The 25,749-nt window shown below is 61.5% G+C and carries 32 protein-coding genes and 1 tRNA gene; 23 read left to right on the top strand and 10 right to left on the bottom strand.

Annotated elements, in window-relative coordinates; translation table 11 throughout:
* The 6 genes from EOA19_RS11730 to EOA19_RS11705 all read left to right on the top strand — a co-directional run.
* Positions 1–125: IS3 family transposase (locus EOA19_RS11730; protein WP_164892907.1), on the top strand; the 125-nt coding region annotated here is incomplete at its 5' end.
* 173 nt (positions 126–298) lie between these two features.
* A complete protein-coding gene (locus tag EOA19_RS11725; RefSeq protein ID WP_127297194.1) occupies positions 299–982 on the top strand; it encodes a phosphoglycolate phosphatase in 684 nt (227 codons plus the stop codon).
* Between the two features lie 139 nt (positions 983–1,121).
* Positions 1,122–1,196 (top strand) — tRNA-Val (locus EOA19_RS11720).
* A 234-nt stretch (positions 1,197–1,430) separates the two neighbouring features.
* On the top strand, positions 1,431–2,246 hold the full coding sequence (locus tag EOA19_RS11715) for a hypothetical protein (protein ID WP_128303666.1): 816 nt from the start codon (positions 1,431–1,433) through the stop codon (positions 2,244–2,246).
* Positions 2,230–3,015: a hypothetical protein gene (locus EOA19_RS11710; protein ID WP_128303665.1), complete on the top strand. Its 786-nt coding sequence runs from the start codon at positions 2,230–2,232 to the stop codon at positions 3,013–3,015. The genes EOA19_RS11715 and EOA19_RS11710 overlap by 17 nt, the downstream gene beginning before the upstream one ends.
* Positions 3,016–3,245: 230 nt before the next feature.
* Positions 3,246–3,818, top strand: a complete 573-nt coding sequence (locus EOA19_RS11705; RefSeq protein WP_128303664.1) for a hypothetical protein — start codon at positions 3,246–3,248, stop codon at positions 3,816–3,818.
* A gap of 387 nt (positions 3,819–4,205) precedes the next feature.
* Here the strand turns inward: EOA19_RS11705 and EOA19_RS11695 are convergent, their stop codons facing one another.
* A complete protein-coding gene (locus EOA19_RS11695) occupies positions 4,206–4,559 on the bottom strand; it encodes a hypothetical protein (protein WP_128303663.1) in 354 nt (117 codons plus the stop codon).
* A 671-nt stretch (positions 4,560–5,230) separates the two neighbouring features.
* Here EOA19_RS11695 and EOA19_RS11685 point away from each other — a divergent pair.
* A complete protein-coding gene (locus tag EOA19_RS11685; protein WP_128303661.1) occupies positions 5,231–5,488 on the top strand; it encodes a PepSY domain-containing protein in 258 nt (85 codons plus the stop codon).
* A gap of 381 nt (positions 5,489–5,869) precedes the next feature.
* A complete protein-coding gene (locus EOA19_RS11675) occupies positions 5,870–6,355 on the top strand; it encodes a hypothetical protein (protein WP_032909546.1) in 486 nt (161 codons plus the stop codon).
* 153 nt (positions 6,356–6,508) lie between these two features.
* On the opposite strand, the gene EOA19_RS11670 is transcribed toward EOA19_RS11675, so the two are convergent.
* From EOA19_RS11670 to EOA19_RS11660, 3 genes are all read right to left on the bottom strand, one after another.
* Positions 6,509–7,399 carry an arginase family protein gene (locus EOA19_RS11670; protein WP_128303660.1) on the bottom strand — a complete coding sequence of 297 codons (891 nt, stop codon included), beginning with the start codon at positions 7,397–7,399 and terminating at the stop codon, positions 6,509–6,511.
* A 389-nt stretch (positions 7,400–7,788) separates the two neighbouring features.
* Positions 7,789–9,687 carry a murein L,D-transpeptidase gene (locus EOA19_RS11665; RefSeq protein ID WP_128303659.1) on the bottom strand — a complete coding sequence of 633 codons (1,899 nt, stop codon included), beginning with the start codon at positions 9,685–9,687 and terminating at the stop codon, positions 7,789–7,791.
* A 208-nt stretch (positions 9,688–9,895) separates the two neighbouring features.
* Positions 9,896–10,642 (bottom strand): 3-oxoacyl-ACP reductase family protein, encoded by a 747-nt coding sequence (locus EOA19_RS11660; RefSeq protein WP_128303658.1) that lies wholly within the window; start codon positions 10,640–10,642, stop codon positions 9,896–9,898.
* A gap of 98 nt (positions 10,643–10,740) precedes the next feature.
* On the opposite strand from EOA19_RS11660, the gene EOA19_RS11655 reads away from it, so the two are divergent.
* Both EOA19_RS11655 and EOA19_RS11650 read left to right on the top strand, forming a co-directional pair.
* Positions 10,741–11,355, top strand: a complete 615-nt coding sequence (locus tag EOA19_RS11655; RefSeq protein ID WP_128303657.1) for a TetR/AcrR family transcriptional regulator — start codon at positions 10,741–10,743, stop codon at positions 11,353–11,355.
* Between the two features lie 140 nt (positions 11,356–11,495).
* On the top strand, positions 11,496–11,891 hold the full coding sequence (locus tag EOA19_RS11650; RefSeq protein WP_023813962.1) for a rhodanese-like domain-containing protein: 396 nt from the start codon (positions 11,496–11,498) through the stop codon (positions 11,889–11,891).
* A 13-nt stretch (positions 11,892–11,904) separates the two neighbouring features.
* Here EOA19_RS11650 and EOA19_RS11645 read toward each other — a convergent pair whose 3' ends face one another.
* The gene (locus EOA19_RS11645) at positions 11,905–12,813 is read right to left on the bottom strand and encodes an alpha/beta hydrolase (protein ID WP_128303656.1); all 909 of its coding nucleotides are present in this window, start codon (positions 12,811–12,813) and stop codon (positions 11,905–11,907) included.
* A 47-nt stretch (positions 12,814–12,860) separates the two neighbouring features.
* Between EOA19_RS11645 and EOA19_RS11640 the strand changes: the two genes are divergently transcribed.
* Complete coding sequence (locus tag EOA19_RS11640; RefSeq protein WP_023813960.1) at positions 12,861–13,313, top strand: MarR family transcriptional regulator; 453 nt, start codon at positions 12,861–12,863, stop codon at positions 13,311–13,313.
* 14 nt (positions 13,314–13,327) lie between these two features.
* Here the strand turns inward: EOA19_RS11640 and EOA19_RS11635 are convergent, their stop codons facing one another.
* Both EOA19_RS11635 and EOA19_RS11630 read right to left on the bottom strand, forming a co-directional pair.
* Positions 13,328–13,939, bottom strand: a complete 612-nt coding sequence (locus tag EOA19_RS11635) for a pyridoxamine 5'-phosphate oxidase family protein (RefSeq protein ID WP_023813959.1) — start codon at positions 13,937–13,939, stop codon at positions 13,328–13,330.
* A 73-nt stretch (positions 13,940–14,012) separates the two neighbouring features.
* Positions 14,013–14,366 (bottom strand): DUF971 domain-containing protein, encoded by a 354-nt coding sequence (locus tag EOA19_RS11630; protein WP_023813958.1) that lies wholly within the window; start codon positions 14,364–14,366, stop codon positions 14,013–14,015.
* A 196-nt stretch (positions 14,367–14,562) separates the two neighbouring features.
* Here EOA19_RS11630 and moaA point away from each other — a divergent pair, with 196 nt between their 5' ends.
* The 12 genes from moaA to EOA19_RS11570 all read left to right on the top strand — a co-directional run bounded on the left by moaA (position 14,563) and on the right by EOA19_RS11570 (position 23,875).
* A complete protein-coding gene (gene moaA / locus EOA19_RS11625; RefSeq protein WP_031213805.1) occupies positions 14,563–15,558 on the top strand; it encodes a GTP 3',8-cyclase MoaA in 996 nt (331 codons plus the stop codon).
* 56 nt (positions 15,559–15,614) lie between these two features.
* Positions 15,615–16,088: a hypothetical protein gene (locus EOA19_RS11620; RefSeq protein WP_023813956.1), complete on the top strand. Its 474-nt coding sequence runs from the start codon at positions 15,615–15,617 to the stop codon at positions 16,086–16,088.
* 120 nt (positions 16,089–16,208) lie between these two features.
* Positions 16,209–16,568: a hypothetical protein gene (locus EOA19_RS11615; protein ID WP_023813955.1), complete on the top strand. Its 360-nt coding sequence runs from the start codon at positions 16,209–16,211 to the stop codon at positions 16,566–16,568.
* A gap of 225 nt (positions 16,569–16,793) precedes the next feature.
* On the top strand, positions 16,794–17,714 hold the full coding sequence (locus tag EOA19_RS11610; RefSeq protein WP_128303655.1) for a DMT family transporter: 921 nt from the start codon (positions 16,794–16,796) through the stop codon (positions 17,712–17,714).
* Between the two features lie 55 nt (positions 17,715–17,769).
* The gene (gene mobA, locus EOA19_RS11605) at positions 17,770–18,396 is read left to right on the top strand and encodes a molybdenum cofactor guanylyltransferase MobA (RefSeq protein WP_128303654.1); all 627 of its coding nucleotides are present in this window, start codon (positions 17,770–17,772) and stop codon (positions 18,394–18,396) included.
* On the top strand, positions 18,393–18,902 hold the full coding sequence (gene mobB / locus EOA19_RS11600; protein ID WP_023813952.1) for a molybdopterin-guanine dinucleotide biosynthesis protein B: 510 nt from the start codon (positions 18,393–18,395) through the stop codon (positions 18,900–18,902). The genes mobA and mobB overlap by 4 nt, the downstream gene beginning before the upstream one ends.
* 157 nt (positions 18,903–19,059) lie before the next feature.
* Entirely contained in the window at positions 19,060–19,845 is a 786-nt protein-coding gene (locus EOA19_RS11595) for an ABC transporter substrate-binding protein (RefSeq protein ID WP_023813951.1), read from the top strand.
* A gap of 80 nt (positions 19,846–19,925) precedes the next feature.
* The gene (locus EOA19_RS11590) at positions 19,926–20,645 is read left to right on the top strand and encodes an ABC transporter permease (protein ID WP_128303653.1); all 720 of its coding nucleotides are present in this window, start codon (positions 19,926–19,928) and stop codon (positions 20,643–20,645) included.
* Positions 20,642–21,463: an ABC transporter permease gene (locus EOA19_RS11585; protein WP_128303652.1), complete on the top strand. Its 822-nt coding sequence runs from the start codon at positions 20,642–20,644 to the stop codon at positions 21,461–21,463. The genes EOA19_RS11590 and EOA19_RS11585 overlap by 4 nt, the downstream gene beginning before the upstream one ends.
* Before the next feature lie 106 nt (positions 21,464–21,569).
* A complete protein-coding gene (locus EOA19_RS11580; protein ID WP_128303651.1) occupies positions 21,570–22,439 on the top strand; it encodes an NAD(P)-dependent oxidoreductase in 870 nt (289 codons plus the stop codon).
* 9 nt (positions 22,440–22,448) lie between these two features.
* The gene (locus EOA19_RS11575; protein ID WP_128303650.1) at positions 22,449–23,153 is read left to right on the top strand and encodes a DNA alkylation repair protein; all 705 of its coding nucleotides are present in this window, start codon (positions 22,449–22,451) and stop codon (positions 23,151–23,153) included.
* Between the two features lie 152 nt (positions 23,154–23,305).
* The gene (locus EOA19_RS11570) at positions 23,306–23,875 is read left to right on the top strand and encodes a DUF3299 domain-containing protein (RefSeq protein WP_023813946.1); all 570 of its coding nucleotides are present in this window, start codon (positions 23,306–23,308) and stop codon (positions 23,873–23,875) included.
* A 20-nt stretch (positions 23,876–23,895) separates the two neighbouring features.
* On the opposite strand, the gene EOA19_RS11565 is transcribed toward EOA19_RS11570, so the two are convergent.
* From EOA19_RS11565 to EOA19_RS11555, 3 genes are all read right to left on the bottom strand, one after another.
* The gene (locus tag EOA19_RS11565; RefSeq protein ID WP_006205209.1) at positions 23,896–24,387 is read right to left on the bottom strand and encodes an Lrp/AsnC family transcriptional regulator; all 492 of its coding nucleotides are present in this window, start codon (positions 24,385–24,387) and stop codon (positions 23,896–23,898) included.
* A 109-nt stretch (positions 24,388–24,496) separates the two neighbouring features.
* Positions 24,497–25,177, bottom strand: a complete 681-nt coding sequence (locus EOA19_RS11560) for a uracil-DNA glycosylase family protein (RefSeq protein WP_128303649.1) — start codon at positions 25,175–25,177, stop codon at positions 24,497–24,499.
* Positions 25,117–25,728 (bottom strand): glutathione S-transferase, encoded by a 612-nt coding sequence (locus EOA19_RS11555; protein WP_128303648.1) that lies wholly within the window; start codon positions 25,726–25,728, stop codon positions 25,117–25,119. The genes EOA19_RS11560 and EOA19_RS11555 overlap by 61 nt, the downstream gene beginning before the upstream one ends.
* Positions 25,729–25,749: the final 21 nt, after the last annotated feature.

Below are 25,749 nucleotides of genomic sequence, written 5' to 3'. Positions count from 1 at the left end.
AGAGCCTCAAGGCCAGCATCGAGGATTACATCCACTACTACAATCATGATCGCATCAAACTGAAACTGAAAGGGCTGAGCCCTGTGCAATACAGAACCCAGCCCTTAAATCTGCCGCCACCTTAAACTGTCCAACTTTAAGGGGTCAGTTCATCGAGGCGGGTTTTTCCATATCGGACGGCCCGCCGCGAATGCCCGGCCTGATGGGCAGGCCCTGCCTGAACGAACTGGCCCCGCGCTTGCCTTGACGCGCCGCAGCCGCTATCGCCTGCCCATTGCACACCTGCCCAGGACAGACCATGACCCGACCGATCATCGTGTTCGACCTCGACGGTACGCTGATCGACACAGCGCCGGACCTGCTCGACAGCCTGAACCACAGCCTGGCCGCCAGCGAGATCGCGGCGGTCGACGAAGCCGGCTTCAGGCGTTTTGTCGGCCACGGTGGCCGGGTGATGATCGAGCGGGCGCACGCCGCCCATCAGCGATCGCTTGCCGTCGAGGAGCACGACCGGCTGCTGAAACTTTTCCTCGACCACTACACGCTCAACATCCCCGGCAAATCGCGCCCCTACCCCGGTGTCGTCGAGGCGATCGCGCGCTTCGAGAAGGCCGGCTATATCCTCGCCATCTGCACCAACAAATACGAAGCCAACTCGCTGGCGCTGATCGAGGCGCTCGGCCTGACCAAACATTTCGCGGCCATCGCCGGCCAGGACACGTTCGCCTTCCGCAAGCCCGACCCGCGCCATCTGATCGAGACCATCAAGCTGGCCGGCGGCGACCCGCACCGCGCGCTGATGGTCGGCGATTCGCAAACCGACATCGACACGGCAAAAGCCGCCGGCATCCCGGTGGTGGCGGTCGATTTCGGCTACACCGACCGCCATGTCCGCGAATTCGAACCTTCGGCGGTCATCTCGCATTTCGACGCCCTGACGCTCGGTCTGGCGCAAAGGCTGATTGCCGCGGCTGGAAACTGACCGGAAAGCGGCCGGCGTCGGTCGGAGACAGGGCCGAAAGGACAGAAAATCCGATCCTTGTCGGAACGCCGGACACCGCCTTGACTTCCCGCACCTGCCTCCCTTATATCGCGGCTCGCTTGGCCTTCGGGCAACGAGCGGGCGATTAGCTCAGCGGGAGAGCACACCCTTCACACGGGTGGGGTCGCAGGTTCAATCCCTGCATCGCCCACCATCTGCTTTCCCGAAATTGTTATCTAATTCACTCCGGAGCGATTTGGTGGTTTTCGGTCGCTGGTGCGTAACTGGCGCGTAAGCCCTCCGTCATGGTGAAGCTATCCGGCACGCTGGCGATGTGGAACGGTGCCATTTGACACCGAAGAGAATGCGAAGCGCGCAAGTCACGCGGCTGAGGTCATTGCCATAGCACTTGTAACTTTCTAAGAGTCCACTTGGGGAAACGGCAGGGTTGCCGAAGCGCCGGCAGCAACAGCGGCGCGCGAATGGTGGGCGGATGGTTAAGGCTCCCGCGCAGGCACAGGTTCCGCAGCTTTTTGCTGTGGATGCGATGTTCTGTGGTCCGGGAAATCTTGGCAGCCAGGACATGAACGAAGGGTGCTTCTGTGGGGACGCAGGCTTCTTCGTTCTCAAGAAGAGCGACATCTACCCTGCCCTGCCTCACTGTGAATGGTTTTGCTCCTCCCTTGCACAAGGCACCGGAGTGCCACAAATACCGTTCAGTGTCGTGAAGCACACTGACGGCAATTTCTGGTTCGGCTCGCTTTGGATGAATGGCCGGACGCCGGATTGGTGGAATCTGGCTCAGCAGGGCTCAATCGACTTCCTGAGCTTGGCCGACGACCTTTCGAGAATCTATGCCCTCGACCTTTTCGTTCACAACGACGACAGGCACATGAACAACTACATGGTCGTGCCAGTGGGCACTGGCCACCGCGTCTATTCATTCGACTATTCGCGGGCGTGGCTCTACCATGACGCCCTCCCTGGGGCCATAATGATGGACCCAGGGCTGAACACCGTGGCCAACAAAGTGTGGATGAAACAGACATTTGGCCAATATCTGAATCCGGCTGTCGCCTTGGAGGTTTTGGACAGAATCGACGGCATTGACGAGGTTGGGGTCCGCGCAATCCTAGCTGGTCACCCCAAGGACTGGTTGGCGCAACAACAGGAGGACGACATTGTTGATTGGTGGACGAACGGTGCGCGCGCAGCCAGGGTCGCAGCAATCAGAGACGGCGTGAACGATGGCACCCTCTTATAAGTTTTCGATTATCCAAGCACGTCCCAGCGCCATCCGTGGCGAACGGGTGAATGTGGGCTTGGTTGTCTTTGGGCCGAACGGCTTGGACGTTCGCTTGCCCGAGGTAAGGAAGCTTATGCACCTCACCGGCCACAAGTGGGATGACATTGCCACCGCGTATTATACCGTGCTGTCCAAATCATCCCTCCATCACCTAGACGAGCTGCGGGAGAAAAGCGCGGTTCGCAGCGACGTTTTCAGCATGAGTTCGGCCGGGGAAATCCGCGCGGCGGGGCTGGATGAGTACGAAGCCAACGTTGCAAAAATCCTCAACATCTACGTCGATAAGCCCGCGCTCACGCGCAAGGAAAAGCAGCAGAAAATCAATTCGGAAATTACGGCTATGCTGCGCAAAGTCGGTGTGCTAGCCGACAAAGGGCAGACCATCAACGACGGCAAGGTAATCCAGAAATTCGTTGTCTCTGAGGACAAGGAAATCGTTGCCGACTTCGCCTACAAGGCAAACGGCCTCAAAGTCGTATCCACATTGGAGCTTCGGGGTTTGAAGACCAGCGCTCACAGCAAGGCATGTGAAAAGGGCGCGACCCTCTATTTCGCGCGCGAGCAATTCGGCCCGACGATGACACCGTTTGGAGTGTACGCGGTCAATGCCGCCGAAGTTGAAGCTTACCGTGGTGAAATCGAGATTTTAACGAGCTTTGCAAATGGCAACGCCTTCAATTGGATGGACGCCAAAGACCGCCAGAAATTCAAACAGGCGCTATACTGACAAGCATTGTAGATTCCCCGTTCGTTCTCTATCTGTTGACGCAGGCCGAGGATGGGGGACTATGCCAGAACAGATTGACTATCACAGCTTGCCGGACGACCCTCGCATGGCGTTTGCGACGCTGGTCGAGATTTTTGACGAGCAGCTTCAGAATGAGACGGAAAGTCTAGACCGGAATGAGGACAACCGGCAGGCGCTAGTCAGCCACACGGCAGGCGCTAGTCAGCCACATGAACAAAATCATGGGCGCCGCCCGTGCCTTGGAGATTGACCTCCTCGGTACATGGGAAATTCCAGACCACGACGACGTTTACAACGTTCATCGCAACTTCGACTTAGCGGTGAAGAGTGTTGTGCTTCAGGTGCAAATCCAGAACGCGCGCGTCACCAAGATTTATTCCGTCAGTCTGGACACCGCAACTAAGGCCCGTATTCACATCCTGGTCGGGCAAATCCGCGAGCTGGTCGAAAAGTCGAACCTGGCCGAGCGCAAGCGCAATTCCCTATTCGCCAAACTCAATGCGTTCGAGGCTGATGTTGATCGCGCGCGGACGCGCTTTGACAACGCCCTGTTGGCGTTCGTTGACTTGGCAGACGTGGTGCACAAAGGCACTGACGCACTGAAACCTATCACAGATCTTGTGAAGCGTATCAATGAGCTGATTGGCGGCGCGAAGAGCGAGGAGCCGGAGCCCGCTAAACTACCGTCGCCCGACGACATCAAACGCATCGAACCACCGAAAAAGCAAATCGAGGACTTTGGCAGGAAGGCTCGCGAGTTGGACGACGAGATACCGTTCTAACCACTTCGGCCGTTTCATGACTCACACTTTTCTCTTTCGGGCAGCGGCAAAGCCGTGGCCGAAATGGGCATGCATTCCAGCTGCGGAACAAACCGGCATCGCAGCGAGTTTCTGTCCGAGGAAAATTGAGGGAAAGCCATGTCCAGATTTCTGCTGGCGACCAGCGTCGCCGTTCTTCTCGCCGGCGGGCCGGCCTTGGCCGCGGACGATGCTCCGCTGCGCGCCGCCCAATGCTAGGAAACTGTCGGAGATCATCGCCAAGGTCGAACAACGCGACGGCTTCCTTGAAAGCATCGGTCATCAGTTTGGCCAATGCCCGACCCACTTGTCGCCATGGTGGTAAAGTCGGCGATGTCTGGTTGTGGAGATGCCCCGGTCGCGTCGCGATCAGCGCTTCATCGAGTGCAGGATGGCCTGCATGTGCTCTTCCAGGTCGAGTTCACCGCGAGCCTCAGCGGTCAACAGGTAATCGGCCTTGGCCCGGCGGTCGCCTCGGCTGATCGCCGGATAGGAGCAGATGGCCAGCAATGCTTCCTGTTCAATCCGGTCTGCCGTCTTGCGTTCGTTGCTGGTGCTGCCCGCTTGATGAACAACCCTGTGAAGCCCGACATAGCTGGCTTCATGGGCTCCGATCAGCGCCCGCAATTCGGGTGAGGCACCTTCCTCTTCGGCAAACGTCGGTTCAATGGCCGAGGCCACGGCGGTGAACGCAAGAAGTGTACGACGGGTGATTTCGGGCATGCCTCATATCCCTGCTGCCTGATCATGCAGGCACACCATAGCACCGGCGAAGCGGTTCGCAGAGATGCTCCGGGACGCGACCACACTTCTGCTGACAAAATGTATTCGCTTCCGCAGCCCTCCGCCCAACGGCCAGTGTGGCCTTAAGTCGCAATGATTGGCCTCCGAAAAGCAGGGTTTCGGGCTTCATTGGCGCTGCGACCAACACCATATGGTGATCCACAGCCCTCCAAAACGAGAGAAGCTCGCCTTGACACGGTCGCATTGCGGCCATCGGCCGGCAATGGCTATGAACCAGGAACCTGAAAAACCATGCCTGACAATATCAGACCGATTTCGAAAGACGTCCCCCTCATTCAGCTAGGCGTCTATCAGTGCCGCTTCCCGGTGAGCGAAGACCGGTCGGTACCCGGCGGCTATCGTTTTTGTGCCGGGCCAACTTCGGCGGATCGCGTCTATTGCGATCACCACCACAGCATCGTGACCGCCGTCGACCCTCGCCGAACCCGTTCAGGTCTCCACCCCGCTCAACGACGCGCTGCGTAGGCAAGCGGGCGGCGGCCCCTCGTTCGGGCAGCTGCAAATCGGCGGACCAAATCATCATCTGTTCCAGCTGCGGAACAAACCGGCGCGCCAGCGAGTTTCTGTCCGACGAAACTTGAGGGAAAGCCATGTCCAGATTTCTGCTGGCGACCAGCATCGCCGTTCTTCTCGCCGGTGGGCCGGCCTTGGCCGCGGACGACAAGCCGTTGCCGCCGCCCAATGCCAAGAAGCTGTCGGAGATCATCGCCAAGGTCGAGCAGCGCGACGGCTTTCGCTATGTGGACGAGGTCGACTGGGACAGCGGCGCCTACACCGTAACCTATTATACGGCAGACAAGGCGAAGGTCGAAATCACCTATGATCCTGTGACGGCGGAGCCGAAATAGGGGACGTTCCGACGCGAATTCACTGGCCCTTTCTTGGCTGTGTCATCGGCCTTTCCGCGCTAGCGCCGCCCCTCACCTGCCTGCCGGCATCCTCTCCCCGTATAGGGACGGGGAGAGGGACGCTCTCATCGCCGGTTTCGCCAATCATCAACGTTGAAAGATGAGCACCAGCGGTACAAACCGCCTTTTCTCCCCGTCACTATACGGGGAGAAATGTCCGGCAGGACAATGAGGGGCAGCGCTGACTTTGGCGATTGGCGTTCTCCGCTGCAAGTCGGACTTGTCGTTGGCCTAAAGCGATTGCCTTGGCACAAAGGCCGCCTCCCCTTGCGTCAGGCCCGCTTTGATGGCTGACTGTCGCGACGCGGGCCGCATTGGGGGATGGGGATGGCGACGGCAAAGCACGTGATGAAGCGCATATTGATGATGTTGGCCGGCTACTTCGTGTCGGTGCTGGTCGGCCTGATCGCCATCGCGGTGATCTATGGCGTGCTCAGTTCCTTGCCCAACGCGCCCAGCTATTTCGACGTCATGGGCGTTTCGCCGATCGCGGTGCTGCTGGTGCCGCCGCTCGGCATGTTCGTCTATTTCCTGACCATCGTGGTGACCGCGCTGCAGACGCTGATCTTCGCGCTGATCGCCGAGTTCTTCTCGTTGCGCAATGTCCTGCTGCACATGGTTTTCGGCGCCGGCGCCGCGGTCGGCGGTTTCGCCCTGATCTGGCCGAGTGCACCGGAGGATATGGACCCGGAGCGTTGGGTCGACATCGGCATCATTGCCGCTGCCGGACTTGTCGCCGGGTTGCTCTATTGGCTGATCGCCGGGCGCGACGCCGGCTTCCGGCGGCCATTGTTCCAGCGCTACTAGCTTGCAGGCTCACAATCGCGAGCCCGGCATATCGGCTCATGCCGAGCCTGAAAGAAACAGATTCCGCCGCATTATGAAAGCCGCCAGTCGGAAAACGATCTCAAATCGGTCGCTCAGTGCGCCTTGCTGCCTGAGAGCAGCCATAGCTCGTCGTCATGGCGCTGCTGTTCCGAGCGCAGCGGCCAGTACGTCGGCGAGGCCGCGTCCGGCGCTGCCGTCCTCATCAAGGCGCGGATTGTAGATGGTGATCTCGAGGCCGACTGCCTTGCCGCTCGCCAAGGCAAGCCGGAGCGCAGCCGTCAGCTCGTCCCACGACAACCCGCCTAGCACGCGAAAATCGACAGCTGGCATGATGACGTCGTCGAGACAGTCGGCGTCGAGATGGATGAAGAAGCCGTCCAATTCAGCTCTCGTCAGGTGATCGATCGCTTCGCATGCGGCGGCCTCGATGCCCGTGGCGCGCACAGCGGGAAGGTCAAGCACCTTGAGCTCTTCGGGGAGCGGCTGGCTTCCGTACTCCTCCTGATCCTTGTGATCGCGATACGCGAAGGCGACAGCGTCTTCAGGGCGGACCAGAGGACCGCGACCTTCGATGTCGGTCAGGAGCGATGGACCGTAGCCGGTGACGAAGGCGAGGTCCATCGAGGCGCCCTCACCATTGGGTTCCGCCTCTGGCTGGAAGAAATCGGCGTTGCCGTCAATGAAGAGCAAGCCGTAGCGGCCGCGTCGTCGAAACGCGAGCGCCGAGCCCAGCACGATCGTGCAATCGCCGCCCAGCACCACTGGAAACCCGCCTGCGTCAAGCACCGCTTCCACGGCGTCGGCGAGCTGGGGCGACCACTGCGCAATTGCCCTGGCGTTCAGGGTGCCGGTCTCGGGATCGGGCGTCGGGTCCTTCGCAGGCACAGCCAGCCGCCCGGCGCGGCGCGCCTGGATGCGCTCCGCAAGGCCAAGGTCCAGGAGCCGGTCAGGCAAGCGCTCCACACCGTCGGTCGCCAGGCCCAGCGTGGAGGGGGCTTCGAGAATCGCATAATGGCTCGACATAGGCGCCTCCGTTAGTGACCATTTCGCGAGTAGGTCAGGGCCCCTTTTGTGGCCGTGTGATCGCGAATGAAGGCCCGAAGTCGTTGGCATCGTCGCTATGGTGTCGTGCCAACGGTTGCGCGTCTTCCATCTGAACGCTGAAGCGAAACGTGCCCACTTCCGTAGCTTGGTCGACCTTCGTCAGCCATCGGCAGAATGCCGACGATGGCAAAACACCGTCGCAGAATCGCTTCGATCGCTCAACATCGTTCGTCCCTACCGAAACAGGATCACAGTTGCGTTTTGAGCTTGTTCGATAACGGTAGCCGCCGCTCCTCGTTCCCCCTCAGCCGCCTTTCCGCTTTCGGTCATTCCGTATTTATGAGTTAACGGTCTACCGAAGTCCTGGATCAACTCAAAGGCGAGCGAACCGCCTCCGTAGCGTCCAGAGCCTGCTTCAGGCGCGAATCGCGGTCGTAGACGTCGCCGAAATACTCGACCTTGCCGGACAGATCGGGCCATGCGGTGAAATAGGCGACATAGACCGGGATCGTGCGCGTCACATTCTCGGTCGCATGGCCGTGCTTCAGCTTCTCGGCGATATAGTCCACGGAGGTGCCAAGCACCGCCGCGGCCATGCCGCGCGGGTCCTGCAGCCGCACGCAGCCATGGCTGAGCGCGCGCATATCTCGCTGGAAGAATGATTTCTGCGGGGTGTCGTGCATGTAGATCGCGTGCTTGTTGGGGAACAGGATCTTCAACTCGCCCAGCGCGTTGGCCTCGCTCGGCTGCTGGCGAACGCTGTAGGGGATGTTGGAGCCATAGGCGCCCCAGTTGACCGCCGACGAAGGAATGCGCTTGCCGCGCGAATCCGTCACCTCGTAGCCGGCCCGGTCGAGATAGCCCGGATCGTTGCGCAATCTCGGCAGCATCTCGTTGACGATGATCGACTGCGGCACGCCCCAATAGGGATGGAAATCGACCTGCTTGATCTGGTCGTAGAAGAAGGAGGTCTGGTTGGTGGTCCGGCCAACGACGACACGCGTCTTCAGCTTTTCCTCGCCATTGTCGATGTAGCTTGCGGTAAAGGCCGGCTGGTTGATGAAGACGCGCGGACTGCCAAGATCGGAGGGCAGCCAGCGCAGTTCCTCCAGCGCCACTTCCACCTTCAGCAGCTTGTCGGCCTTGGATGTTCCGGCCAGCGTCGCGACGGTGCGCGGGCCGATGACGCCGTCGCCCTTCATGCCTGCCTTCTGCTGCACCGCCTTGATGACCGGGACCAGTTCCGGATCATAGACTTCGCTGGTGGCCAGCCTGGACAGGATCTCGCCATAGGCGCCGCCCATCTCGTCATCGAGATTGCGCGCGATCAGGGTCAGCAGCTTCGGCAGTTCCGGGCTGGTTTCGCCCGGCTTCAACAACAGCTTGGGGTCGACGACGACTTCGTTTTCAGCGCTGGCCTGCAGCGATTCGAGTTCGACGCGCAGCGCCTGGTATTCCGCATTCTGCGGATGCCGCGACTCGAGATAGGTGCGCACTTGCTGGGTATGCGCCAGCGTCCTCAGCACGCCTTGCAAGTCGAGCGGCTTGGCCGGGAAATCATAGTAGCCGGTCATGCGGTTGGGATCGACGCGGCCGTTCTGGGCGTCGTGGGCATAGCGCAGCACACGCGCGGAAAGCGCCATCTCGAAACGGACGAGCTCTTTCAGTTGCGCATTGGCATCGGCCGACGATGCGCCGGCAGCGGGCACTTCGACCGTATAGTCGGCGGGCGTGAGACCATAGCTTGAAGCCTCGCCAAGCACCCGCACCGCATCCTGCGCGCGGCTGTTGAGGCTGGTTCCGCTTATCCAGATGAAATCCGGATTGGCCGAGTAATACGCGATCAGCGCCTTGGCGATGTCGGGCTCGGCTAAGAGTTCGTAGTCACCCAAGCTGGCAACCGCTTCACGAAACGCAGCGCCCGTTGCCGACGGCACGAAAGCCGCATCCTGTGGCGTCGCCGGCTCTGGCGTCGGGGCCAGCGCCGAGAAGTCGACGCGAACCAGCCGGTCGGCCTTGTAGGTGTAGTAGGATGGGCTGCTGATTCTCGCACCGCCACCGCCACCGCCACCGCTGGCCGGAGCCTTCGGCTTTGGCTTGTGCTTCGGTGGCGGAGGCGGAAACTCGCCTTTCGGCGCATGCTTGACGCCGCCGCCGAACAGCATGTCGAACAGCCCCTGCGCGCCTGCCTGGGGTACACCGAAAGCCAGCGTTGCCGTGATTGCCATCAGCGGCATCACGGTTGCTTTGTTTCCGAGGAATTTCATGAATCACCCGCTCCGGCCGCAACCGGTTCCCGTTCCGCACGCTAGATCGTCCCGCTCACCGCATGGCGGATGTAAGGCGCGACTATACTGATTCATACCGATTTCGTTAAGCTTTCATAAATTTTGGAAAGCCTGTTGCAGAACGGTTTCACAAGATCGTGACGGCTGGAGCGGAGGGTTGTTCCGCCCCAGCCGGAAATCTCTCGGATCAGGCGTTGGCGCCGCCATCGATGGTCAGGGCAGCGCCGGTGACGAAGCGGCCTTCAGGGCCTGCAAGCCAGGCGACCATACCGGCAATGTCATCGGCCTTGCCGAAACGCGGTGTTGCCATCTTCCGGCGCTGATGCTCGGCGTGCGGGCCGTCGGCCGGGTTCATGTCGGTGTCGGTCGAACCGGGGTGGACGACGTTGGCGGTGATGCCGCGCGCGCCGAGGTCGCGCGCCAGCGCCTTGGTCAGGCCGACCAGCGCCGCCTTGCTGGCTGAATAGGCCGTGAGGCTGCCGTCGGTCGCCCTCTCGGCAAGGTTGCTGCCAATCGAGATGATCCTGCCGCCCTCACCCATATGCACGGCCGCCGCCTTCGAGGCGATGAATGGAGCCCGGAGATTGACCTCCATGGTCTCGTCGAAATCTGCGAGCGACAGCGTGTCGATTGGGGCGGCCCGCCAGATTCCGGCGCTGTTGACCAGGATGTCGAGCCGGCCGAAGGCGGTCACTGCGTCGTCGACGGCCTTGTCTACGGCGACCGCATCGCGGTTGTCGGCCCTGATCGCGATGGCGCGGCCGCCCTTGGCCTCGATTTCGGCGACAACCGAGCGAGCCTGCTCCTCGCCATGCACATAAGTCAGCGCGACACTGGCGCCGTCGGCCGCGAGCCGTCGCGCAATCGCCGCACCGATGCCGCGACTGCCGCCGGTGACGAGCGCGGCCTTGCCGCCCAGTTGGTTGGATGACATCGATTTCTCCTTTTGTAACGATCGATACATAAATATCTGTCAGCCTTGCCCACCGGCGTCAACTTAATTATGTATCGATCAACACAGAAAAGATCATCATGTCGGAACGAGGCCGCCCCCGCACCTTCGATCGAACCGCAGCCCTGCGCCGCGCTATGCAGGTGTTCTGGGCGCGTGGCTACGAAGGCGCATCGATAAGCGATCTGACCGCCGCCATGGGCATCAACTCGCCCAGCCTCTATGCCGCCTTCGGCAGCAAGGAGGCGCTGTTCCTCGAGGCGACGGATTTTTACTCGCACACCGAGGGTGCCGACATCTGGCTGGCGCTGGAGGAAGCTCCGACCGCGCGGCAGGCGATCGAACAATTCCTGTGCCTGACGGCGAAGGCCTATGCGCAGAGCGATCGTCCGCAGGGCTGCCTGATCACGCTCGGCGCGCTGCATCAGGATTCGAGCCGAGGCGCCATCTGCGCCGATCTGCGCCGTCGCCGTGCCGAAAACCACACCGCCCTGCAGAAGCGTCTCGAGCGCGGCGTTGCCGAAGGCGAATTGCCGGCGAATTTCGATGCGAGCGCCGCCGCGACTTTCTTCGCCACGGTCCAGCACGGCATGTCGATCCAGGCACGCGACGGCGCCTCGCACGATGCCCTGCTGGCGACGGTTGCCGGGGCCATGGCGGCCTGGAGGACGCTGGCCGGCGGCAACGCGGCGTGACAAACGCCGGCTGGTGTGCTCGAAATTCTGACTTGCCAGCAATGCTAGGGCCGGCAAGGCCGGGAGGCCAGCAATGCTAGGGCCGGCAAGGCCGGGAGGCCAGCAATGCTAGGGCCGGCAAGGCCGGGAGGGATGAGAGTGTGAAAAAGGGTTATCGCGAGCTGCTGGACGAGGCGAACGCCGTGATCGAGGTGGTTTCGCCGGAGGAAGCGGCCGGGCTGCTCGACGATGAAGACACGATCTTCGTCGATCTGCGCGATCCACGCGAAGTGGAACGCGACGGCAAGATTCCCGGCGCCAAGCATGTCACGCGCGGCATGCTGGAGTTCTGGATCGACCCCGAAAGCCCTTACCACAAGCCGTTCTTCGCCTCGGGAAAGAGCTTCGTGTTCTTCTGCGCCGGCGGCTGGCGCTCGGCGCTGGCCACAAAGACGGCGCAGGACATGGGGCTTTCGCCGGTCAAGCACATCCTTGGCGGCTACACCGCCTGGAAGGCCGCCGGACTGCCGGTCGAACCCGGCGAGAAGAAGAAATAATCTCGACCGCCGCTCAGTGCAGCAGCAATGGCTCGCGATGCGTCACGAAGCCGACCGCGCGTTCGACCACGCCCTTGTCGGCGAGAATACGGCGGTGGCCGAGCCCGTCGGCCCAGTAGAGCCGCACATGGCCGCCGGCGCCGGCATAGCGCCTTGCATGATCGGCCGACACTTCGCGATCGTCCTGCGCATGGATGACCAGGGTCGGCACCGGCGCCTGGGCGAGCTGACGGTCGCCGGTGAATTCGTGCAGCGGCCGGCCGGAAAGATGCTCGACCCGGTCCGCCATGGCGGCTTGCGAGCGCGGGCCGACATTCAACATATGACTGAAGTCGGCAAAGATCGCCGGCAGGGAACTTGGCGCCGCGATCAGCACCAGGCGTCCGGCCGCCAGCGGCGGAATGTTCTTGACCGAACCGGCGATGGCATTGGCGGCGACGGCGCCGCCGAAGGAATGGCCGACCGCCGCCACGAAGGGGCCGAACCATTCGCCGGCAATTCGCACCGCATCCACGGCATTGACCATGTTCAGGCGCCGGCCCTGCGACTGGCCGTGGCCGGGCAGGTCAAGCGAAACGACCCTGTAGCCGGCGGCGCGATAGCCTTCGATCAAGGCGCGCATATATTCGGTGCGCGAGCGCCAGCCATGGACGACGAGCACCGTGCCGGCGGCCGCCCTGCCCGGCTCGGGCCGGAACTCGTGCACCATGACGCAGCCGGTCGCGGTCTTCAGTCGGTGATGTCGCGCCTCGGTCATGAACCCGGCCGCACGCTCGACAGCGCGGCGCTCGCCATCGCTGAGCGCCTTGACATTCGGCGTGCGGCAGAACAATTCGAACGCCGCGCGTCCGCTAAGCCGCGGCGCGACACGCTCTGCCGCACCGAACACGCCCCGGATGACCTTCAGCCCGAATGATGCCATAGTGAAAATCCATCCATACGTTCAAGCATGAACATAATAGTTCAAAGATGAACAATAAACAAGAGCTGCCTTGGGACAACCCCCGTTTCCGCAACTGGGTCGCGGTGGCGCGCGCATGCCATGTGCTGGAGCGCACGCTCGCGGTGAAGCTTGCACCGCTCGATTTGAAACCGGCGCAGCTCGACGTGCTGATGAACCTCTATCGCCACCCCGGCATGTCGCAGCACGATCTTGCCCGCAAGCTGCTCGTCGGCCGCTCCAACATCACCATGCTTTTGCCGCAGCTGGAGGCGCGCGGCCTGCTGCGCCGCGAAGGTGATGAGAAGGACAAGCGCATCCTGCGGCTCGCGCTCACCGAGGCCGGCGAGGCGCTGCTGATGCAGGCGCTGAAAGTGCATATGGCGCTGATCGAGAAGGCGATGAGCCAGTCGACGCCGGAACAATGCGACATGATCGGCGAGCAGATGCGCAAGATCTATGATGTGCTAAAAGAGGCGTGACGATTCAGCCAGACCTACCACATCGTCTTCTTCGCCCGCTCCGGCCATTCCTTGTCGTAGGTTTCGCCGTCGATGTTGCTGCGGCTGGTGATTTCCAGGATTTGTCCGGGCGTCGGCAGCGACTTCGGGTCGACGTGCCTTGCCGCGTTCCAGAGCTCGGAACGGACGATGGCCCGGGCGCATTGGAAATAGACCGAATCGATGTCGACGACGGTTACCGATCGCGCCGCCTTGCCGTCCACCGTGAATGATGCGCACAGCGCCGTATCCGTGGTGATATGAGCGCGGCCGTTGACACGCAGCGTCGTGCCGGAGCCCGGTACCAGGAACAGCAGGCCGACGCGTGGGTCGCGGATGATGTTTTTCAGCGAATCGGCGCGGTTGTTGCCGCGACGATCCGGCATCATCAGGGTTTTCGGATCATGGATGCGCACAAAGCCGGCGAGATCGCCGCGCGGCGAACAGTCCAGCCCCTCCGGGCCACTGGTCGCCAGCGCGACGAACGGCGAGGCTTCGATGAAGGCGGCATATTCGGGAATGACGTGGTCGAGTTCCTTGACCAGCGAGGCCTCGCCTGGAACGCCATAGAGCGCCTCGAGCTGCTCGACCGTGGTGATGACGGACATGTTTTCGCCTCCAAACTTTTGCCGGCGCTACGCCATATCGATGACGTTTTAACGACAGCGAGGGGAATCAATTTTAGCGGTCCCGGCTCAGGCCCTTTTCCGCAAGCTCCGCGAGATAGGCTTCCCAGCGCGCATCCTTCTCGTGGCCGAGCGTATGCAGGTAATTCCAGGTGAAGATGCCGGTGTCGTGGAAATCGTCGAAGGTGATGCGCACGGCGTAGTTGCCGACTGGCTCGATCTTGAGAATGGCGACATTGCGCTTGCCGGGAACCGTCACCCGCTGATCCGGCGAATGGCCCTGCACCTCGGCCGATGGCGAGGCGACGCGCAGCAGTTCCGCCGGCAGTTCGAACGGCCGATGGTCGGGAAATGTGACGGACAGCAGTTTGCGGTCCTTCGAGACCCGGAGTTCTTTCGGTGCGGTCATGCTGTTCGATCCCGTCTCATCCGCCCTTCCCTACGCCGCTTCGCCAAACGGGAAAAGACCTGATGAGACCGACCGACATGCGATGTCGGCTGAGGGATGTTACCAAAGATCGAGAGGCGGTATCTTGAATGAATGGCCGGATCGTATCACATAGCGGTATATAACGAAGCCGTTCACGGCCACGGGAAGCGCTTGCATGGACATGATTGATCCTTTCGGCCGCACGATCAGCTATCTCCGCGTGTCGGTCACCGACCGCTGCGATTTCCGCTGCACCTATTGCATGGCCGAGGACATGGCCTTCCTGCCGAAGAAGGACCTGCTGTCGCTGGAAGAGCTCGATCGGCTGTGCACGGTTTTCATCGAAAAGGGCGTCAGGCGGTTGCGCCTGACTGGCGGCGAGCCGCTGGTGCGCAAGAACATCATGCATCTGGTGCGCCAGCTGTCGCGGCATCTCGCCAGCGGCGCGCTGGAAGAACTGACGCTGACCACCAACGGCTCGCAGCTGTCGCGCTTTGCCGCCGAACTCGCCGATTGCGGCGTGAAGCGCATCAACGTGTCGCTCGATACGCTCGATGCCGACAAGTTCCACAAGATCACCCGCTGGGGCCATCTCGACAAGGTCATGCAAGGCATCGATGCCGCGCAGGCGGCGGGGCTGAAGGTCAAGCTCAACGCGGTGGCGCTGAAGGATTTCAACGACGCCGAGCTGCCCGAGATGATGCGCTGGGCGCATGGCCGCGGCATGGACCTGACGGTCATCGAAACCATGCCGATGGGCGAGATCGATGCCGACCGCACCGACCAGTATTTGCCGCTGTCGCTGCTGCGCGCGTCGCTGGAACGCCAGTTCACGCTGACCGACATTCCCTTCAAGACCGGCGGCCCGGCCCGCTACGTCCAGGTCGCCGAGACCGGCGGACGGCTCGGCTTCATCACGCCGATGACGCATAATTTCTGCGAAAGCTGCAACCGCGTCCGGCTGACCTGCACCGGCACCCTCTATATGTGCCTGGGCCAGGAAGATGCCGCTGACCTGCGCGCGCCCTTGCGCGCCTCCGAAGGCAACGAGCTGGTCGCCGAAGCGATAGACGAAGCGATCGGCCGCAAGCCGAAAGGCCATGACTTCATCATCGACCGCCGCACCAGCCGCCCATCGGTATCGCGCCATATGAGCGTCACCGGCGGCTGATCTTCCCGCCGATCTGTGCAAGAATTGCCGTGCGGTCATCGACTTCGGGGCAAGACATGCGGCGGTTCTTTTCATTCGGGACGTTTTTCGCTGCGATCGCGGCGAGCACGGCAATTGCCGCGCCGTTCACCTATGTGAACGAGCGCTTCGGCACCGTCTGCACCTTTCCCGAGGAAATCTTCACCGAGCACCAGCCCGAGCCCGACAATGGCGACGGGCAGCAATGGCTGAGTGCCGATGGTGCCAGCCTGATCTGCTCGGGCATCCTCAACATCGACGACGATACGCCGAAAGGCTTTGTCGCGGCGCAGAAGGCGAGCAACGAGCCGGGCTACAAGGTGACCTACAGCAGGGCCGGAAAGGACTGGGCAGTGCTGTCGGGCTTGAAGGAAGGAAAGATCTTTTACGAGCGGCGCCTGTTTGGTGGAGATGGCGTCATCCGCACGGTCTGGGTCGACTACCCTCCGGCCCTGAAGTCGAAATACGACCCGCTGGTCGGCGCCATTGCCGGCAGTCTCAAGGGACCATGAACGTTTCGGACCACACCCCAGAAAAAGTCTTGTTCGCGAACCGCAGCCGGATTTACGGCCAGTCTGTTCCAGCCTAGCCTTTCTCTGGAAGCGGCTCTTCGCTCACAGGGGGAATACATCATGCGCAAACTCATTCTTTCTCTCGCCTTGCTCGGTCTCGCGGCCGCGCCCGCCGCGGCGCAGTCGATCGGCGGCACCTATACGGTCGCCGGCACCAACTTCGACGGTTCGGCCTATGGCGGCGAAGCCACCATCACGCTGACCAGCGGGACGACCTGCGCGATCCATTGGGAAACCGGTGGCTCATCTTCCGACGGCATCTGCATGCGCAACGATGACGCCTTCTCCGCCGGCTATGTCATGGGCAAGGATATCGGCCTCGTCGTCTACAAGATGACGGACGACGGCTCGCTGCATGGTCTGTGGACCATCGCCGGCAAGGAAGGCAATGGCACCGAGGTGCTGACGCCGAAGAAGTAAGTTCTGCCGCCATTGCAGGTGATCTTCTGGGCCACAAACAAGGCTGTGGCCCAGCCCTTTGCTATTGCTGTTTCATGCCCGGCTGTTACAGGCTTGCTGCCTAAAGCGCGTCGCGTTTGAACGGATTCAGGTGACGCGCTTTAGGTCTTTGTTTCTTATGCATGCCGTTTCCCAAAAATCGAGGTCACTTTTGGGCGACATGCATTAGCAGAACCGGTAGCCGTCTTGCCCCTGTCACCAAATATTCGCGGCGCGTTGTTCATGATGGTGGCGATGGCCGGCTTCTGCCTCAACGACGCCATCACCAAATACTCGTCACAATCGATGAACATGGCGCAGGTCATGTTGATCCGTGGGGCTTTCGCTTCGCTTTTCGTTGGCTTGCTCGCCTGGCAGCGCGGCGCGCTCGCCCGCCCGGGCTCGATGCTGCACCCTCTGGTGGCCCTGCGCGTGATCAGCGAGGCCGGTGCCACGGTGAGTTTTCTCGTCGCCCTCGCCCATTTGCCGATCGCCAATGTTTCGGCGGTGCTGCAGGCGCTGCCACTGGCGGTGACGATGGGGGCCGCGCTCGTCTTTGGCGAGGCTGTCGGCTGGCGGCGCTGGCTGGCCATCGCCATCGGATTTGCCGGCGTGCTGATCATCGTGCGGCCTGGCTTCGAAGGGTTCAGCATCTACTCGCTGGCGGCGCTGGCCAGCGTTGCCTGTTGTGCGGTGCGCGATCTCGCCACCAAGCAAATTCCCAAGGCCATTCCGACATTGCTGGTGTCGACGGCAACCGCGCTTGCCATGACCATCGTCGGTGCGGCGCTGTTGCCGGCAATGGGCGGCTGGACGCCGATGACGGGGGACAGCACAGCCCTGCTGGCCCTGGCGGCGGTGCTGGTGCTGATCGGCTACCAGTTCATCATCATGGCGATGCGGGCGGGCGACATCTCCTTCATCGCGCCGTTCCGCTATACGGCCCTGATCTGGTCGATCCTGCTTGGCCTGTTCATCTTCGCCGATATCCCCGATCCGCCGATGATCGTCGGCGCCACCATCATCATCGGCTCGGGCCTCTATGCGCTCTACCGCGAGCGGGTCGCCGGCCGGCGCAAGATCGTCGCCGAAAGCACGGGGCCGAGCATGGTTCCGGACGGAATCTAGCCAGATCATTGAAGGTTCTTGTGATTTCCGACGGCTGGCGTACAGGCTTCGTGGCATGAAGCGAGACATTGCGGGGATCATCCTGGCCGGTGGCCAGTCGAGACGGATGGGCGGCGGCGACAAGGGCCTGTTGCCGTTTGGCGATGGCTGCCTGCTTGACCAGGTCGTGTCGCGCTTCACTCCGCAGATCGAATCGCTGGCGCTCAGCGCCAATGGCGATCCTGCACGATTCCTGCGCTTTGGACTGCCGGTGCTTGCCGACAGCGTGCCCGGCTTTGCCGGGCCGCTCGCCGGAATCCTGACCGGCCTCGAATGGGCCGCGGCCAACCCGGGCTGCAAGGCGATCGTCAGCGCTGCCGGCGACACGCCTTTCCTGCCGTTGGACCTTGTCGAGCGTCTGGCTGCGGCCGCCGATCAAAGTCCCGGTTCGATTGCCGTTGCCTGCTCGGCCGGCAAGCGGCACCCGACCTTCGCGCTCTGGCCGCTCGGCTGCCGCGATGCCTTGCGGCACTTTCTGGTCGACGAGGATATCAGGCGGGTTTCGGCTTTCATCGACCGGCACGGTTTTGTCGAGGTGGAATTCCCTGTTCTGCAATCGGCGGGGGTCGACCCTTTCTTCAACATCAACGATCCGGACGATCTTGTGTCTGCCGAGCGTCTGTTGCAGAGCATCAAGCCATGAACAGACGCGTCTTCGGCATCACCGGCTGGAAGAATTCCGGCAAGACGACTTTGACCGAAAGGCTGGTCACCGAACTTGTCCGGCGCGGCTGGAAAGTCTCGACGGTGAAACACGCCCATCATGATTTCGACATCGACAAACCGGGCGCCGACAGTTTTCGCCACCGGCAGGCTGGCGCCACCGAAGTCGCGATCGTCTCCGGCGTTCGCTGGGCACTGATGCACGAGCTGCGCGGCGAGGACGAGCCGACATTGGAGACTGTCCTGTCGCGGCTTGCCCCTTGCGACCTTGTGCTGGTCGAGGGCTACAAGCGCGAAGCCCATGACAAGATCGAAACCCGCCGGCTGGATGCGAAGGACCGTACGCCGCTTTCGGCGGAGGATCCCAACATCGTCGCTGTCGCCGCCGATTTTGCGATTGAAGGCGAGCTGCTGCCGGTATTCGATCTCGACGATGCAAAATCGATAGCCGACTTCATCGAGCGCACCACTGGGCTCGTTGCTTGAGCGCTGACGCAACGGCAGAATAGCCTTGCCCATTTTTGTGGTTTTGCAGTTGCTTTTTTCTTGGAAAGAATGGGAGTATCGCGCCAGCGGGCGGTCAAAAGCACCGCCCCACAGAGCCGTTCGGAACGACGGCCGGGACCATAAAGAGAGGACTATCATGCGTATTGCACTCCGTATCGCGCTCGCCGCTTCGGCCGCGCTGCTGACGCTCGGCGTAGCTCAGGCCCAGGAAAAGACCCTGAAGATCGGCACCGAAGGCGCCTACCCGCCATTCAACAACCTCACCGCCGATGGCCAGCTCGTCGGCTTCGACATCGACATCGCCAAGGCGCTTTGCGATGAGATGAAGGTCAAGTGCACCTTCGTCGCCCAGGATTGGGACGGCATCATTCCAGCCCTCCAGGCCGGCAAGTTTGACGCCATCGTCGCCTCGATGTCGATCACGCCCGAGCGCAAGGAAAAGGTCGACTTCTCGAACAAATACTACAACACGCCGTCGGCGCTCGCCGTGCCGAAAGACTCGACGTTGAAAGGCGTGACCAAGGAAGATCTCGCCGGCAAGACCATCGGCGTCGCCACCACCACCACGCATTTCAACTATGCCTCGAAGACCTACACCGACAGCACCGTCAAGGGTTATCCGAGCAGCCCCGAGGAGCAGGCCGATCTTGCCAATGGTCGTCTCGACGCCATCCAGGACGATATCGTCGTGCTGCAGCAGTTTCTGGATTCGCCTGATGGCGCCTGCTGCAAGATTCTCGGCCAGCCTTCGCCGCAGCCGGTCGAGATCTTCGGGCCGGGCGCCGGCATTGCCGTGCGCAAGGGCGAGACCGACCTGGTCAACAAGCTCAATTCGGCCATCGACGCCATCCGCGCCAATGGAAAATACAAGGAAATCAACGACAAGTACTTCAAGTTCGACGTCTACGGCGCCGAGTCCTGATAAATACGGTCAAGACGGCGGGGAATTTCCCCGCCGTCTTTCTATTCGTCTTGGGAATGCCGTGGAGATAAGACCGGTCGATGCCAGCCCAGAGCATATGGACACTTCTCAGTTGGGGACCCGAAGGCTGGCTTGACGATATTGCCTATGGCGCACTGATCACCATTGCGCTTGCGCTTGCCACGCTGCCCATCGGATTGACGATCGGCTTTTTCATTGCACTCGCCAAGCAGTCCGAAGAACCCTCGTTGCGCCTTGCCGCCAACATCTACACCACCGTCTTTCGCGGTCTGCCGGAATTGGTGACGCTTTTCCTGTTCTTCTTCGGCATGCCGATCCTGCTGCAGCATCTCGTCAGGTATTTCCGGCCGGACACCACCATCGACGTCAACAGCTTCGTCGCCGGCATGATCGTGCTTGCGCTGATCTTCTCGTCCTATGCCAGCGAGGTTTTTCTTTCCGCCTTCCGCGCCATTCCCAAAGGCCAATACGAGGGCGGCTATGCCATCGGTCTTTCGAACTGGCTGACCATGCGCAAGGTGATCGTGCCGCAGCTGCTGCGCATCGCGTTCCCCGGCCTGGAGAATTGCTGGCTCAGCCTGCTCAAGGACACGTCGCTGGTGTCGGTCGTCGGCCTGGCCGAGACGCTGCGCAATGCCAGCATTGCCGCCCGTGTCACCAAGCACGCTTTCCTGTTCTTCGGCGTCGCCTCCCTGGTCTTTCTTGCCCTGGCCGTCCTGTCGTCCTTCGCCACCAGCGCTATTCTGCGCTCGCTTGGTCGGCAGGAGGCGCAGCGATGAGCGCCACGGCCACAATGGTCGAACGGCCGCCGCCACGGGCGCGCGGCTGGCCGCGCAGGCGTATCGCCGGTTACGCGCTGGTCTGCCTATGGATTTTGTTCGGCATTGGCATCGTCAGCTATCTCTTCCTTGCCTGGAATCCCGATTTCTTCGCCAAATATGCGCCGGCTTATTTGAGCGGGCTTGGGGTTACGCTCGCGCTGGTTTCCATATCGATGGTGCTCGGCGCGATTCTGTCGGTGCCCGTCGCTTACGGGCGCATGTCCAAGAACCGGATCCTGTCCGGCCTCGCCTATTGCTACGTCTATTTCTTCCGCGGCACGCCGCTGCTGGTCCAGACTTATCTCGTCTATTACGGATTGGGCTCATTCAGGATCGAACTCCAGTCGATCGGCCTCTGGGACTTTTTCAAGGACGCGTTCAATTGCGGCGTCTTTGCCTTTGCGCTCAACACCGCCGCCTATCAGGCCGAGATTCTGCGCGGCGCCATCGAGAGCGTGCCTCGTGGGCAGTGGGAAGGCGCTGCCTCGCTTGGCCTGCACAAATTGCAGACGTTGCGCAAGATCATCCTGCCGCAAGCACTGATCGTCGCCTTGCGGCCCTATGGCAACGAACTGATCCTGATGGTCAAGGCGTCCGCCATCGTCGCCATCATCACGGTCTATGATCTGATGGGCAATGCAAAGCTCGCCTTCGCCAACTCGTTCGACATCCAGGCCTATATCTGGGTCGCGCTCGTCTATCTGGTGATGGTCGAGATATTGCGCCATGGCGTCGAATGGATCGAGCGCCGGATCACCGTTCACCTGAAACGCTGACTATTTCAATTCAGCTGCACCAGCCGATCCTGCCCTACGCGTCTTGACGAATTGAGCGCAGAGCCTAGAGCTTTCGCAGCAAATTCCGTTTCTGAAGGGCAAGCTCATGGCATCTGTTGCATTTCTCGGTCTTGGCGTGATGGGCTATCCGATGGCCGGGCACTTGAAGAACAAGGGTGGCCATGATGTCACCGTCTACAACCGCACCAAGGCCAAGGCCGAGCAATGGGTTGGCCAGCATGGCGGTAGCCTTGCGGCGACGCCGGCACAGGCCGCCGAGGGCAAGGATTTTGTCTTCTCCTGTGTCGGCAATGACGACGATCTGCGTTCGGTGACGACCGGTCCGGAAGGCGCCTTCAAATCGATGAAGAAGGGTTCGGTCTTCATCGACAACACCACGGCCTCGGCCGAGGTCGCTCGCGAGCTGGCGGCGGCGGCGGAAGCCGGCGGGTTTTCGTTTCTCGATGCGCCTGTCTCGGGCGGCCAGGCCGGCGCCGAGAATGGCGTACTGACCGTCATGGTCGGCGGCGAGCAGGACGCTTTCGACAGAGCGAAGCCTGTTATCGACGCTTTTGCCCGCATGGTCGGTTTGATGGGGTCGGCCGGTGCCGGCCAGCTCACCAAGATGATCAACCAGATCACCATAGCCGGCCTCGTCCAAGGCCTGGCCGAAGGAATCCATTTCGGCAAGAAGGCCGGACTCGACATCGAGAAGGTGATCGAGGTGATTTCCAAGGGTGCCGCCGGCTCCTGGCAGATGGAGAACCGCCATAAGACGATGAACGTCGGCAAATATGATTTCGGCTTCGCCGTCGACTGGATGCGCAAGGATCTCGGCATCTGTCTGGCCGAGGCCGATCGCAATGGCGCCAGACTGCCGGTGACAGCACTTGTCGACCAGTTCTACAAGGATGTGCAGGCGATGGGCGGCAAGCGCTGGGACACGTCCTCGCTGCTGGCGCGCCTGGAGAAGTAGGTTTCCGCCGTGGCAGAGCTCTCACCTCAATCCACAGCCGCGGAAGTCGTCGCCCATCTTCGCGCTATCGGGTCGGAGGAGAACCGCCTCGGCATGTTGCGCTACGGCATCAAGATCGACCGTGCGCTTGGTATCTCGCACGGCATGCAGCGGCAGATCGCCAGGAAGATCAGACGCAACCACGAGCGCGCCTTCGAGCTATGGGACACCGGCATCATGGAGCCGCAGTTCATCGCCTCCGTCACGGCTGACCCGAAACGGTTTTCTGCTGAAGATGCAAGACGATGGGCGGCCAGCTTCGACTCCTGGGACATCGTCGACGGCGTCTCCGACCTCTTTGTCGACACGGACGCCTGGAAAGAACTGATCGCCGAGTTCGCGGCGGACGAGCGGGAATTCGTTCGGCGCACGGCCTTTGCCATGATGGCCTGGTCTGTCGTCCACCGGAAGAAGGAGCCGGAGACGACCTTCCTCGCCTTCCTGCCGATCATCGAAACGCATGCCAACGACAGCCGCAATTTCGTGAAGAAAGCCGTGAACTGGGCGCTTCGGTCGATCGGCAAACGATCAATGGACATGCACGGCGCTGCCCTGGCTGTCGCCGAACGATTGGCGCAGTCGGCAGACAAGACGGCGCGCTGGATCGGCAAGGACGCCGTAAGGGAGCTGTCCAATGCCAAGACGCTCGCGCGGATCGTCGCCAGGAAAGGCTGACGGCGCGGAAATCCGCTTTCCGGCATGTCTGGATCTCGCCGACATGTGAAGTGGCTGCCGACATGCGATGCGGCTGCCGACATGTGATGCGGCGGGAGCGTTGACGTCGTTGACAGCGGCGTCTTTACTTGAGCTTCAAAGGGACGCGGCCAATGAGCAATCCTCCCAAATCAATCCTGGCCTTCGCAGCGGCATTGTTTGTGTCCGCGGCCACCGATGCCTCGGCCGAGACCGCGCACATATTCTGGAAGGATCTGCGTCCGGCTACGCAATCCGCCGCCGAAAACGTCGGGCTGCCGATGATCGCGGCAAAATTGCCCGACCATGGCGAGACGCTGTCCCTCAACCTGCAGGACAAAAGCATTCAGCTAGCCGGCTACGCATTGCCGGTCGATCGCGACGGCGATCTTGTCTATCAGTTCCTGCTGGTGCCGTGGACGGGTGCGTGCAGCCACATGCCAACGCCGCCCCCCAACCAGATCGTGCTGGTCACGCCGGCACGTCCCTACAAAATCTCCGAGGCCTATCAGCCGGTCGCGGTCACCGGCGCGCTGAAGCCGGACATGGAGAAGAGCCAGCTGTTCATCCTCGACGGCGTCAGCGTCATCCAGTCTGGCTACAGCGTCCGCAAGGCAGACGTGGTCGCCGTCGGCAGCGTACCGGACACCGTCACCCTGCCGGTCAATTCGCCCTGGAGTTTCCTCAACAAAAAGAAGAACTAAGCAGGACAACCTGCTGCAGCTCAGGCGGCGTTGGCACCCGATTCCTTGTCCAGCACCATGTAGTCGAGCGGGATTTCGGTCGTGTACTTGATCTGCTCCATGGCGAAGGACGACGACACGTCACGGATTTCGATCTTGGCGATCAGCCGCTTGTAGAAGGCGTCATAGGCGGCGATGTCTGGAACCACGACCCGCAGCAGATAATCGACGTCACCGCTCATGCGGTAGAACTCGACCACCTCGGGAAACTCCTGGATGACTTCCGAGAAACGCCGCAGCCATTCATGGCTGTGCGAATTGGTGCGGATCGACACGAAGACGGTGACGCGCACATTGACCTTTTCATGGTCGAGAATGGCAACGCGCCGCTTGATGACGCCTTCCTCCTCGAGCTTCTGGATGCGCCGCCAGCAAGGTGTTGTCGACAGCCCGACTTTCTTGGCGACGTCGGCGACCGCGAGTGTCGCGTCCTCCTGCAAAAGACGGAGAATTTTTCTATCGAGGCGGTCCATATTTTGCTCCCCAGGGGAATAGATTGGCTATACTCCCCCTTATTCCGACCTTTCACAAGAAAGAAATTCTGCCAATTGACGGAAAAGCGAGTGATTTCTTGCTGTAAGGTCAGCCGAGGCGATATCGGATTTCCGAACGCAGAAAAGGCAGCAAATCCATTTCAAACCATGGATTCTTCTTCAGCCAGCCGGTGTTGCGCCACGAGGGATGCGGCAGCGGCAGCACTTTCGGACCGACGGAATTCTCCCAGATGGAGCGCCAATCCATGACCGTTTCCGTCAGTGAGGGCCGGCGCGCCGCACCCATGTGCCAGGACTGCGCATAGATGCCGATCGTCAGCACCAGATCGATCCGTGGCATCGAGGCCATCAAAGGTGCGCGCCAGGCCGCCGCGCATTCGCGCCTCGGCGGCAGATCTCCCCCCTTGGCATCCTGGCCGGGAAAGCAGAAGCCCATCGGGACGATGGCGAATTTTTCAATGTCGTAGAATTCGTCGCTCGTCACGCCAAGCCAACTGCGCAGGCGGTCGCCGGAGGCGTCAGTGAACGGCATGCCAGACAAATGCACCTTGGTGCCGGGCGCCTGGCTGGCAATCAGGATACGGGCGCTGGACGAAGGGCGCAGCACTGGTCGTGGCTCATGCGGCAACGGCTTGCCGGCCGGATTTTCCACGCAGATACGGCAGGCGCGGACCCTGGCGACGAGGTTTTCGAGTTCAACAGTCATTCTCAGGCTGATGCGCTCGGCCGGCTGGAGACGGCCTGATGCCAGCGCAACACATTCGCGCAGTCATCCGGCACCTTGATGCGTGCCGGCTTCATGAAGTCGACGGCGATCAGGCCGGTGATGTCGGCGATCGAATAGCTGTCACCGGCGATGAACTCCCGGCTGCCCAGTTCGCCGTCCAGAAGCCTGAGGAACGCCACGGCCTTCGGCTTGTTGGCCTCACCCCATTCGGGGACCTGTGGGATTTCCCATTCCTTCATGGCCGGATGGGTGTGCCGGAAGGCCTGCGTGACGCAACTGAGCAAATTGAATTCCATCCGCCTCTGCCACATCTCGACCTGCGCCTTGCCGAGTGCGCCGCGCCCGAACAGGGCCGGTTCGGGATGCAGTTCCTCGAAATAGCGGCAGATGGCGACGGATTCGGTAATGACGGTGCCGTCGTCGAGTTCCAGTACCGGCAGGCGCTGCAAGGGATTGCGCGAGCTGACCGCCTGTTGCCTGTGTTCGAGCGCCCCCATGTCGATGGGCACCTGCGGAACCTCGATGCCTTTCTCGGCTAGGAAAACGCGGACCCGCCGTGGATTGGGCGCCCGGCCCCCGTCGAAGAGTTTCATTCCATCCTCCTGTTCGTTCTC

The organism is Mesorhizobium sp. M7A.F.Ca.US.010.02.1.1 (assembly GCF_004023085.1).
Lineage (GTDB): Bacteria > Pseudomonadota > Alphaproteobacteria > Rhizobiales > Rhizobiaceae > Mesorhizobium.
Note: the sequence above shows the minus strand (reverse complement) of the source record. Positions and strands in the feature narration are given on the sequence as shown.